Annotated in this window: 8 protein-coding genes and 3 pseudogenes; 7 read left to right on the forward strand and 4 right to left on the reverse strand. The window is 50.8% G+C overall.

Going from position 1 to position 11,751, the window contains the following annotated elements; translation table 11 throughout:
- Positions 1-74 precede the first annotated feature (74 nt).
- From PN477_RS01335 to PN477_RS01350, 4 genes and pseudogenes are all read right to left on the reverse strand, one after another.
- Entirely contained in the window at positions 75-4,814 is a 4,740-nt protein-coding gene (locus PN477_RS01335) for a CHAT domain-containing protein (RefSeq protein WP_272146906.1), read from the reverse strand.
- 30 nt (positions 4,815-4,844) lie between these two features.
- A pseudogene (locus PN477_RS01340) lies at positions 4,845-5,438 on the reverse strand (Uma2 family endonuclease).
- 76 nt (positions 5,439-5,514) lie between these two features.
- A complete protein-coding gene (locus PN477_RS01345; RefSeq protein WP_272122071.1) occupies positions 5,515-6,015 on the reverse strand; it encodes a PIN domain-containing protein in 501 nt (166 codons plus the stop codon).
- A complete protein-coding gene (locus PN477_RS01350; protein WP_272122073.1) occupies positions 6,012-6,335 on the reverse strand; it encodes a hypothetical protein in 324 nt (107 codons plus the stop codon). Before PN477_RS01350 ends, PN477_RS01345 begins: the two co-directional genes overlap by 4 nt.
- 324 nt (positions 6,336-6,659) lie before the next feature.
- On the opposite strand from PN477_RS01350, the gene ilvD reads away from it, so the two are divergent.
- The 7 genes and pseudogenes from ilvD to PN477_RS20735 form a co-directional block, all read left to right on the forward strand.
- Entirely contained in the window at positions 6,660-8,345 is a 1,686-nt protein-coding gene (gene ilvD, locus PN477_RS01355) for a dihydroxy-acid dehydratase (protein WP_272122075.1), read from the forward strand.
- Positions 8,346-8,497: 152 nt separating this feature from the next.
- Entirely contained in the window at positions 8,498-9,061 is a 564-nt protein-coding gene (locus tag PN477_RS01360) for a Uma2 family endonuclease (protein WP_272122077.1), read from the forward strand.
- Between the two features lie 145 nt (positions 9,062-9,206).
- On the forward strand, positions 9,207-9,863 hold the full coding sequence (locus PN477_RS01365) for a Uma2 family endonuclease (protein ID WP_272122079.1): 657 nt from the start codon (positions 9,207-9,209) through the stop codon (positions 9,861-9,863).
- A gap of 39 nt (positions 9,864-9,902) precedes the next feature.
- The gene (locus PN477_RS01370; protein ID WP_272122081.1) at positions 9,903-10,673 is read left to right on the forward strand and encodes a hypothetical protein; all 771 of its coding nucleotides are present in this window, start codon (positions 9,903-9,905) and stop codon (positions 10,671-10,673) included.
- A 149-nt stretch (positions 10,674-10,822) separates the two neighbouring features.
- Entirely contained in the window at positions 10,823-11,062 is a 240-nt protein-coding gene (locus PN477_RS01375; protein WP_272122083.1) for a hypothetical protein, read from the forward strand.
- Positions 11,052-11,187: pseudogene (locus PN477_RS20795) on the forward strand (ribbon-helix-helix domain-containing protein); the annotation flags it as partial. The gene PN477_RS01375 and the pseudogene PN477_RS20795, both read left to right, overlap by 11 nt.
- Before the next feature lie 347 nt (positions 11,188-11,534).
- Positions 11,535-11,618, forward strand: a pseudogene (locus PN477_RS20735) (DUF433 domain-containing protein); the annotation flags it as partial.
- Positions 11,619-11,751: the final 133 nt, after the last annotated feature.

Here is an 11,751-nt window from a genome sequence, read left to right on the forward strand (position 1 = left end):
AACAAACAAGGGGCTTAAGCCCCTTGTTTTTAAACATACCATTTTTCTCGCTGATTAGTAATAGCAGTGATGATCTACCACGGACTGCCCACCAGCATAAAACTACTCCAATAGTAAGGATGACTCAAGGCCGTGGATTGCGTCGATAACCACATTTCTGCGGTTAAGTGGTGTTGAATGCTGCTGTCCGTGAGCGGATTCAAGTCTCCATGAATGAGGCTGATTTGGGCTTGGCGTAATGCTTCGGATTTGGTCGTAATGTCCGCATGATTCAGATGCTCATAAAACTGGCTCATCAGTTGCATTGTGCCCACGTCTGAAATCTTCCATAAACTTGCCAACACGGATTTTACGCCGGCTTGCACCGCTAACCCGGCAAATCCCAATTCAGCGAGGGGATCGCCGAGGGCGGTTTCACAGGCGCTGAAAATTAATAATTCCACTTGGGGCGCATCATACCAGTTCAATTCTCGGAGCCGATTCATCGTGATTTGTTCATTACCCCAGAGTTGAATATAGGCGTTGTGGGCAGATCCGCGCCGGAATTCGGCATGGGTGGCTAGATGAACGATGTCAAAGTTTCGTTGATTGCTTTCGTGGTAGAGGTTCTCCCAGGTAAAGGCTTGATTGAGATAGATGGTGCTGGGGTTCATGGACTGGACGATCGCTAATTCTGCGGGAACGGCGGGCAAGGGGTCTAATTGTTGAAAATCTGAGGCTCCCATCGCTAAAACTGTCGCATTTTGGAGGGGTTGATACTCACTATTGGTTAGGCTGAGGCTCGGAATTTGACCGAGACTGTATTTTTCAACGAGGAACTGTTTGCCATCGTGTAGCGCGGCCAGGGGTATGGCTCGCAGTTCTTCACCCATGGCAAAGACCAGATTATCCACTCCCAAGGCTTCAATGGTGGATTCAATGGGCCGAATTAACCAGTCATACAGTTGTTGAGCGGGGGTGAAGTAATCATGACTAAATCGGTCTTGGATGTGGCGACGGAATTGGGCGATGGTGGTGCGGAGGCTTTGACGATCTGCGTCCGGTACGATGATGCGCTGGAGCTGATGATCCGGGGTGATGACAATTAATTCCAAGACATCAATTTGACTGACGGCATAGATCAGGGCGGGTACGGTTCCGGTTTGGGCGGTGATGCGCTCGAAGGTGTCGTGGATGGTAGCGATCGCATCCTCGCTATTGTCTGAGGAGGTGTCCGAGGTGTCTTGGGCGTTGTCCGTGCCGGCATCATCCACGATCCCATTGTTCCCAGGGGCGACCGTTGCGAAGACGGCAAATTCTTGACCCATGACCTGATCAAGCTGGCGGACTTGTTGGGCAATGGAAGCGTCTTGCAGTAACGATGAGAGGGTGGTTTCGCCCGGTAGATACCAAGTGACCGCAAAGCCCCCTTCGTTACTGAACTGCTGAAAGTGAGATGTGCCACCGGCTTGACGGGCGATCGCCCCTAGAAAGTTTTCCAAGTCCAAGGGGCGCAGGGGACTCAATCCGGCGACGGAATCTAGGGGATCAGGGGTGATGGGGTCGAGGGGGTTGAGGGTGGAGGCGTTGGGGGAGGTGAGGCGGCCGGGTGTAATCAAGATCCCCGGCTGGCGATGTTCGAGGAGAAACGCCTGAGTGGGGGTGACGGTGGATAGATTGCCGGTGGCGATCGCGTCGGAACTGCCATTCACGGCCGCATCACCGACGATAAACGGAACGAGACCCCGCCCCCCGTGATGAATGGCGATCGCGCCCCCCGCCGTCGCCCCCGCCGTGGAAATGCTCGCGGGCTGATGCCGCAATTGAAAATCATTATTCGCCAAACCCGTAATGCGCACATCGCCATCACTGCGGATCTCCACCCGTCCCCCCGCGCCCGCTTGGGCTTCCGTGTTAATGGGGCCCGTGATAATATCCCCCCGCGCCTGCAACACCACTCGTCCACCATTCCCACTGCGCGATCGCGTATCAATCGACCCAAGCGTGCCGTTAGTGGTGATAATCCTGCCCTGCCGACTGATGAAACTCAGGTCGCCACTCTCGCCACTCAACGCCGTGGTAAACACATTTTTCGTCAAAATATCCCCCCCCGCCGTCAGCGAGATATCCCCCCCAAACGTCGCATTCAAGGCCAACGCCGTTAAATCGATCGCCCCTTGGGCATTTAAGGTCATATCTCGCGTCAAGGGTGAAAAATTCCCCGTCAGCCGAATCGCCCCCCCACTCTCGATCATGAGGTCTGTTTGACCCCCGCCGAGATCTAAATTCACATCACGGATCGCGTCGGCGATCGTCACCGACACCACCCCAACACTCAGCGGATCAACATATAGATCATCCCCCGACTCCAACGCTTGATTCTGCTCAAACCGCGTCCGCGTCAGATCCAGATCAAACCCATTCCCAGAATTATTCGCCAGAATATGCACCCCGCTCCCCTGCCTGCCGCCGCTATTCCCCGCAATCAAGGAATCAGCGATCGCAATACTCGTCGCCGGATCACGAAAATAGCTCGACAGCTTCACCGCCGAACCATTACTTTGAAGCTGATTATTCAAAATTGAGGTGCGATCGATCTGCACATCACCCCGATCCACACGAATGCCTGCATAGACATTTTGATTATGATCAATCTGTGAATCAGTAATGCGTAACAGACTCATGGAACCGCTGAAATTTGGAAACACCGCGCCCAACCATGGACGATGGTAGATCATGCCGCCCTCGATCGTTTCCGTATTTTCCGTGATTCGAGAATGATTAATCTCCATCGTCGTCGCGCTAGAATTAATAATTCCTCCCTCGCTATTATTCCGCACCGTAACGTAATTCAACGTAATCTTACTCTGGGGATCAGGATTAAAAAAACTGGGTAACGTCGTTTGCAAACCGTAGACAATCCCCGCACCGCCATGATTAGCCGTTGTCACATGATTAATCGTTAAATTGCCATTATCACCCCAGTGATAGATGCCATGCTCAGTACTATTTTTTACGGTGAGATGTTCAAGGGTGAAATTATCTGTTTCAGCATGGAAAATATTGCCTGTGATGCCGTTGCCATCAATGGTTAATTGATCTTCACCGGAACCCGTGAGGATCACGTCTTCGGTGATTTTGGGTAAATTGCTGTGCAGGGTAATCTGTTGGGGCGTTGCAAAATTTCCCAGCGTATCAAAGACAATCGTATCTTCCCCTGCACTGCCCATTTGTCCATCGATCGCACTATTCAGATTCGCCGCCACGATCGCTTCTCGTAAGGTCAATGCACCATCATTCGCCACAATATCCGCCGCACTCTGCACCGTCAAAACCGCTAATTTTCCCTCCCAATCCGTCATGGTTTCGAGGGTGAACGGATTCCCGGATGCCAGGGTTCCCGTTTGAGCTTCGAGCGTCCAATCACCGTTAACCGTAGCGCTGCCCGTGATATTCGTAGAAGCTGCCACATTGGCCCCAGTGGTCTGGGCCAATTGCGTCACAAAGGCTTCCCCCACCGCCCCTAAAGCCGTGAAGCAACTGTACAACAGGAGATCGGCGCTGGCCGTGAGGCTATCCCCCCAGGCGGCGAGGTCGGTTGGATGGCGAGCGATCGCCGCTGAGTTTACCCATTGATTTCCCAGCCAAATATTCCCCGCGTTTCCTTCGGCCACAACGGCCACCGACTCCACCGGCCCCACCGCATCCCGAATCACCGCCAACTCCTCCGCGATCGCCGTCACCCCATTTTCATCCCGCTCGATGATCTGCGCGATCGTCCCCGCCGCCGTACCGTAGAGCAGTTGCTCCGGATTGTCCACCCGGCGATCGATAAACACCGCTTGGTCGGGATTCTCGCCCGTTGCACTGAACCGAATCACCCGCACATTACCCCCGACAAGCCCCGCATCGGTGGATGTGACCTGGCCCGCCGCGTAGAGGTCAACGGTTTGGCTAGTCACGGGGCCATGAATGGCCACATCCCCAGGGGATGGGATGGCGCTAGAACCCGTGAGCAGACTGGGCAGATCTAACGGGGTGATTCCGGTCGTGAATATATCGGTGCTCACATCGAGGCTCAACAGCATTCCCGGCTGCGAGAGGGTGACGCGGCGTTGACCGGGAATGGCCGCAATGGTTACATGGCCCTGAGTTGAGGCGATCGCACCATGGTTAACCACCGTACCGCCACTCAAATGCATATCCCCCGCAAGAGTCAACGCCCCCAAATTGAGAATCGCCCCCGGTGTTTCACTCAAAAATAAAAACTGATTGGGTGCGCCCCATAGTGAGGCATAATCATTGACCCCAGTCGCGTTAAACCAACCGTTTTCAAACCCCATGCGATCGGCCGTGGTGGCGAAAAAATCACCGCCGATATTCAAACTCACCCCAGACCCAAAGACAATTCCCGCCGGATTCATCAGGTAAAGATTCGGATTCGCACCAATCGCCCCATGAATTACCGAAGGATTCCCCCCGACGACTCGCCCGAAAATATTCACAATGCCGGGATCGCTCAGAAAATTGGCAATTTCACCAGGGCTTAAGCCAAATTCTTGAAAGGAGTGAAAAAGGTTAGCTCCGGTTTGTGTGCCGCCGTTGATCTGGTAGGTATTGCCGTTATATTGAATAAGTGTGCCTGTGCCATCGGGGGCGGCGGTGATGGATTGGGCTTGCACCATGACGGGGGTCATGGTTAGGGCTAAGGAAGTTGCACTGATGATCAGGGATAATATCCGCATTTTTTGGGGGGGGGTGGGGCGCGATCGCGCCGTGCTCATGTCCTGTAACCATCCCAATATATTCAACCCTAACCCTACCAGCAACTTCATCGTACAATCACGGCTTTTGTGGGCTGGTTTTCATTCCACTGCTTCATTCACAGGCTGGACTGGAATCACCACATCCTCATAAACATCAGTCACCTCACAACTAAACTTAATCGTTTCTAACGTGAACGGATCGGATGAACGATATCGTGTGAGAAACCAAACCCCTTCCTGATTGCGCCGAAAGCAATCAATGCGCTGTTGTTTTTGGCTAATCAGCACATATTCCTGGAGGGTTTCGATTTCGCTGTAGTCATCAAATTTATCCCCTCGATCAAAGGCCTCTGTACTGTTTTACAATACTTCAATGATGATTTTTGGATATGCCTTGAAGTACATTGAGTTCTGATCTCTACTGTCGCAAGTGATCAATAAATCAGGATAGTAATAACAATTTCGAGATACAATCTTGACCTTCATATCACTGGGATATAAACGACAGGGTTGGCTCCGAAGATGGGGACGTAGCAACGCTGTTAGATTCGCGCAGATGGTGACATGGGCATCACTTGCGCCTGCCATGGCATAAATAGAGCCATTGATATATTCATGCTTAATCGGACTATCCTTTTCGGCTTCTAGATAGTCGTCAGGGGTTACGGGTGAGGGGGAGTGAGCGTGAATCATGATGGCGCGATCGCAGTATGAAACTGGTCAGGTTACTTAGAACAATATTCTTTCGGTCGATATTGAGGCATGATATTCAAGTTCTGAAGCGAAGATGGTTGAAGTTGAGCATATCGATCCCTATTGCAGTTAAATAGCTTGCTAATTTGAAATCGTCCGTCAACACCAGAAATCGTCCTGCTGCAACCTTCATGATGCCACAATCAGTTACGCCAAATGTGGTGAACTTAGGATTTTGAATGAGTTGTTTAGCAGGAACCTGTTGCTCATTAAACGTACTGGAAATTAATTGACTTAGGCAAAACAAGAATCCTTCTCTATCCCTAGAGTTAAGTTGATTAGCTAGATTGTATACTTCTGTGAGAATATGTGGTGTTGTGATGACTTTTGTGAATTTAGCCAAAAGCTGATTCAGTAATTCAAAATCCTCAACTGTAAAATCGCGTGTGCGTTTGAAGGTCTCAATTCGATTTGGGTTGAGTCTGCCAACGACCCACAGTAAGAGTATGTTAGAGTCAACGAGAATGCCCTTTTGAAGGTAGCGACTGCACAGTTGAGCCAGATACTCATCACTCATACTGTACGGATTTTCATGGACTCAACATCACCCGTTTCAATATTAACCTTGAATACTTTATAAACCCGCTCATAGATGGGTTTAACCATTGTTCCTTGAGCTTGGTTACTAGAAATCATAGCCAGAAGATCATGATTAGAACCCTGATCGGCTGTAACTGTTTCAACGGCATAGCCCAAGGTTATTAACCAATGATGATCATCCTCGGATCGCTCAATTTCTTCAAGTCTCAAATCCTTGAGGTCATGAATGCCTACCGCGTTGACATTACATAAAAACTGTATTGCTTTGTCAACGGCGGATCTGATCTGAATGGCCATAATAAAGAACTCCAAAATATAAGATCTCAAGAGAATCTAACTTTAAAACTGGGGGAGATCAATGATAACGATCGCACCTTTTTTCATCCCCTGACCCTCACTAATCCATCATCAACCTGTGTCAATATATGTCAATCGGAGAGACGATATAGAGCCAGGGGAGTTGCACAGATGAGCAGACATGCGATCGCGCCTCATTCACCAGTGTAGTCAACCCTGGGGAAAATCTTAAGTTTCAATGAGGGTGTGGCGAGACGGTTCCCCCTTCATGTCACAGTGAGAACTAGACCAAAAGTACAGAATTGAGTTTGAGAGTGTAGCGTTATGTCTGAGAACCGGAGAAGCCAAGTTGTGACCCAGGGCGTGCAGCGATCGCCCAACCGTGCCATGCTCCGCGCTGTGGGGTTTGGGGATGATGATTTCTCCAAGCCGATCATCGGGGTCGCCAACGGATTCAGCACGATTACCCCCTGTAATATGGGCATCGGTGACTTGGCCAATACGGCAGAAGCGGCCTTAAAAACCGCCGGAGCCATGCCCCAAATTTTCGGGACGATCACGATCTCCGATGGGATTTCCATGGGAACCGAAGGGATGAAATATTCCCTCGTATCGCGGGATGTGATCGCCGATTCCATCGAGACGGTGTGTAATGGTCAGAGCTTGGATGGCGTGCTGGCGATCGGCGGCTGTGATAAGAATATGCCAGGGGCGATGATTGCCATGGCGCGGCTGAATATTCCGGCGATTTTTGTCTATGGCGGCACGATTAAACCTGGTCACTACGACGGGCAGGATCTCACCGTGGTTAGTTCCTTCGAGGCGGTGGGGCAATATAGCGCCGGAAAAATTGATGAAACCACCCTAACGAATATTGAGCGCAACGCCTGCCCCGGTGCGGGGTCTTGCGGGGGGATGTATACGGCCAATACGATGTCCTCGGCCTTTGAGGCGATGGGGATGAGTTTGCCCTATTCTTCGACGATGGCGGCGGAGGATGCGGAAAAGGCCGAAAGTACGGCCCAATCGGCGGCGGTGTTGGTGAATGCGGTGCGTCAGCAAATTCTGCCGAGTCAGATCCTGACCCGGAAGGCGTTTGAAAATGCGATCGCTGTGATCATGGCTGTGGGTGGTTCGACGAATTCGGTGCTGCATTTGTTAGCGATCGCCCACACCGTCGGCGTTGACCTCACCTTGGATGATTTTGAAGCAATCCGCGCCCGCGTCCCCGTGATCTGCGACCTCAAACCCAGCGGCCGCTACGTGGCCACCAACCTCCACACCGCTGGCGGCATCCCCCAAGTGATGAAAATGCTCCTCAACCACGGCCTGCTCCACGGCGACGCGCTCACCATCTCCGGCCAAACCATCGCCGAAGTCCTCGCCGACATCCCCGACGAACCCTCCCCGGATCAAGAGGTGATCCGCCCCTGGGACAATCCCATGTACCGCAGCGGCCACCTCGCCATTCTCAAGGGCAACCTCGCCACCGATGGCGCAGTGGCAAAAATCAGCGGCGTGAAAAATCCCCAAATCACCGGCCCCGCCCGCGTCTTCAACTCCGAAGAAGAATGCCTCGATGCGATCCTAGCCGGGAAAATCCAAGCCGGGGATGTGATCATCGTCCGTTACGAAGGCCCCAAAGGCGGCCCCGGTATGCGGGAAATGCTCGCCCCCACCTCCGCGATCATCGGCGCAGGTTTAGGGGATTCGGTCGGGTTGATTACCGATGGGCGCTTTTCCGGCGGAACCTACGGCATGGTGGTGGGTCATGTGGCCCCCGAAGCAGCGGTGGGGGGTGCGATCGGCCTCGTCCAAGAAGGAGATTCGATCACCATCGATGCCCATGGGCGACTCTTGCAGTTGAATATTTCAGACGAAGAACTCGCCCAACGCCGCGCCCAATGGCAACCCCCCGCCCCCCGCTACACCCGTGGCGTGTTGGCGAAATATGCCAAACTCGTCTCCTCTAGCCACCTCGGAGCCGTAACCGATCGCGACCTGGGTTAATCGAGTCCCTTAATCCCTGTTTAACAACCTCTCCCAGCGACCCTAATGGGTATGCCGGGAGAGGTTTGGAAGAGGTCAAACGCTGATGAATTGAATTCTCCCATCCTGTCCGTTCGCTACACTTTAGAAATACTCCCCAGGAATTTCTACGGATGGTTCATACATCAAAATCCCCATTGAGTTTGGCGGCATTTTTAGCAGAGCCAGACACCCAACCTGCACGGGAATATCTAAATGGCCAAATTGTCACCAAACCCATGCCCCAAGGACATCACAGCATTATTCAAGGTGAATTGGTCAGTGCGATTAATGGGGCAGTGAAGCGGGATAAAATTGCCCGCGCCTTTCCAGAGTTGCGCTGTACGTTTGGGAATTGGGCGATCGTTCCAGATGTGGCGGTGTTCACATGGGAACGAATTCCTCGGCTGGAGACGGGGCAGACTGCAAATGTGTTTGCGATCGCGCCGGATTGGCTCATTGAAATCTTATCGCCCGATCAAGGGTCAACTAAAGTCGTCAAAAAAATCATCTATGCGTTGCAGCACGGCTCACAACTAGGGTGGCTGATTGACCCCGCAGAAGAGACCGTTTTTGTATATCGCCCAAAGCAGGAGATTGAGGTATTCGAGGGGGCGGCGGAGGGGTTGCCCGTGCCGGACTTTATGGATGGGTTTGAGTTGACGATTCAGGAGTTATTTGGGTGGTTAATGGAGTAGGTGCGTTGGCGTTAGCCTTGCGGAGCAACATCGTGTTAGTCTTGCGGGGCAACATCGCGTCAAAGCACCTCACGAAAACAGGCTTAGGCGTGAAGGAGAGACAGTTTACAATGCAGAGTAAGGGCGCGATCCAGAGGTACAGGCAGTGAGTTCGCTCAAAACATCTTCAGAACCCGCATTACCGACCAATACTTGGATCGCGGCATCCTGGGAAGACTATCTTCAAATGGTTGCCAAGCCAACGCTGGCCAAAGCCAAAGGCTATTATCATCACAACCACATGAGGATTGAAATGTCACCCGTTGGCCATGATCATGCTGCCGATAATGCCCTCATTGATTTTGCTGTGCAACTGTTTTGTACCCTGCGGGGGATTGCTTTTAGAGGATTGGTGAATTGCAGCTATCGTCAGGCAGGGGAGCGGGAATGCCAACCGGACTCATCCTATTACCTCCAAGAACAGGCACAAATGATTCCTTGGGGCACAACGATTGTGGATTTAAACCGCTATCCTGCGCCGGATTTAGTGATTGAGATCGCGGCTAGTTCGCTATTGGATGATCAGGGCAATAAGCGTGCCTTGTATGAGGTGCTGGGGGTCAAAGAATATTGGGTTGTGGATGTCCAGGCGATGACGGTGTTAGCCTATGCCCTCACCCCCCAGGGTAGCCAGCGGCTTGATGTTTCACAGGTTTTAGGTGGCTTGCCGATGGCGTTGCTGGCTACGGCACTGGAGCGTAGTCGGCATCAGGATCAAGGACAGGTGGGGGCTTGGCTGTTGCAAGAGTTTTCAGGAGCATAGCCCGTTTTTTTGTATATACTAACGAGAAATACTAGAAGCATGACAAAGACTCTAGCCGAAGATATTGACCGCTTGATTCAGAATATTGCCCGAATGTACGCAACAGAAGGCAATGCTAAATTGGTGTCAATCTTGGCTAACGCGAAGATTAAGGCAAAGATAACCGGCTACGACAACTGGAATGGTGATACAGATTTGTACACCATCTATATAGATATTCCTCGTCATATCTTTACTGAAATTCAAAACGAGATTGAGTATATTACAGAACAGCTAACTGAGAAGTTCTCTGTGTTCATACATCACTATGATTGCACATGGATCGAGCGCATACACATAGCCCCCTCCATGATCCAAATTGATGATTGGCAGCAGAAGGCACTAGATTGGCTTGCTGGTAAAGGCATTACTAATCAAGGGCGTGTTAGGTCAGACAATATCGCGAATCGAAAGCAAGATGGTTTGCTCTTTCGTTCTCAGAATGAAATCCACTTCTACAATGCTCTCAAATCAAAAGGTGTTGCCTTTGCTCCCCTGCCAGTGTTTCTCCGTGGTGGGGAAACTTACTCTCGAATAGAACCTGATTTCATTATCGTGAAGGATGGTATTACTATGTGTGTTGAAATTGATGGGGATACAGTACATAATGAGACCCCAGCAGAAGCAAACTCTCGAACTCGTGTTTTAACTAACGAGGGTGTTGTAGTTGAGAGATTCTCCGCCAGTGAATGCTCAGATATTTCTAAAGCGATGAAGTTAGCGGATCATGTTATTGAATTACTACGCAAACATAAAGAAAATCGGTCTTGATATAGCGATCGCACTTCTTATCGGATACGTTAATAGGGGAATGATTTATCAAAAAATAAATAATTATTGCTCCTACGCAACTCACCAAAACCCTTTGCGCAAGTAGCTGAAAGTCAATAATGAGGTAATTAGAAACGAAGGGATAAACGATGACAGGTCAACTTAAACAAGCCATTCAGATTGCCCAATCGCTCTCGTTGGCAGAACAGCTAGAGTTGCTGCAAGCCCTCTCGGATATCATTCAGCAAACTCATTCCCAAAACACACAGACTCAACCCACAGAATACAATACGGGTTTCTCTACGGAAAGTTTGCAGAGATCCTGGCAGCAGGCAATGGCAGGCGAAACCTTGCCCCTTTCTCAACTCTGGGATGGTGATGAAGATTAATCTCACACCTGACCAAGAACGCTTTATTCAAACCAAGCTACAAACAGGTAAATACCGCTCCGCCGAAGAGGTCTTGGAGATTGTATTGCGGCTATTAGATGAATTACGATCGCGCCGAAGCTGAATCAGCGATCGCCGATCTTGTAGGGTGCGTTCCTTAATGCAACTCTTGCTACTCCACTGAATAGATTTCTGGGAACGCACCATGCTCATGCTTGAAGCAATCGATCGCAGTCTAACAACGCCCATGCACCCGACCGTTGAGAGGTTATTTGATGAGTATTCAAGGATATCTGCGGCGGGTGAACGGGAACGTTATACGCTGAAATAGTTTGCAGCGGGGTGATAGGTGACGATCGCAGCGCGATCGCTGATCATGTAGGGTTAGCAGGAGAGTGATTTATCAATCAATCGATAATCTCTGTTCCTGTGTAACGCACCAGATCCTTTTTGAAACCAACCATAAAAATCCATGAATTACCGAGATATCATTACCGTTGAACCTCAGAAGCGCGGTGGTAAACCTTGCGTCCGTGGCTTACGGATCACGGTTTATCTTAAAATGTGCAAAGAAGACTCCCACTATAAAGCGAGTCCGAGTAGAGTTACCGAAGGTAACGGCGGACGTGCCTTTTAGTGGCGAGATGAATTTGCACCAACAAACAAATCGAGCGACAGCGAGTCCTTTA

Source organism: Spirulina subsalsa CS-330 (assembly GCF_028330765.1).
Classification (GTDB): Bacteria; Cyanobacteriota; Cyanobacteriia; order Cyanobacteriales; family Spirulinaceae; genus Spirulina; species Spirulina subsalsa_A.

What these genes read in the sequence shown, in the direction of transcription:
- PN477_RS01370 (WP_272122081.1), top strand. Translation starts at nt 9,903, where the DNA reads ATGACAAAGACTCTAGCCGAAGATATTGACCGCTTGATTCAGAATATT.
- PN477_RS01375 (WP_272122083.1), top strand. Translation starts at nt 10,823, where the DNA reads ATGACAGGTCAACTTAAACAAGCCATTCAGATTGCCCAATCGCTCTCG.
- PN477_RS01335 (WP_272146906.1), bottom strand. Translation starts at nt 4,814, where the DNA reads ATGAAGTTGCTGGTAGGGTTAGGGTTGAATATATTGGGATGGTTACAG.
- PN477_RS01350 (WP_272122073.1), bottom strand. Translation starts at nt 6,335, where the DNA reads ATGGCCATTCAGATCAGATCCGCCGTTGACAAAGCAATACAGTTTTTA.
- PN477_RS01360 (WP_272122077.1), top strand. Translation starts at nt 8,498, where the DNA reads ATGGTTCATACATCAAAATCCCCATTGAGTTTGGCGGCATTTTTAGCA.
- ilvD (WP_272122075.1), top strand. Translation starts at nt 6,660, where the DNA reads ATGTCTGAGAACCGGAGAAGCCAAGTTGTGACCCAGGGCGTGCAGCGA.
- PN477_RS01345 (WP_272122071.1), bottom strand. Translation starts at nt 6,015, where the DNA reads ATGAGTGATGAGTATCTGGCTCAACTGTGCAGTCGCTACCTTCAAAAG.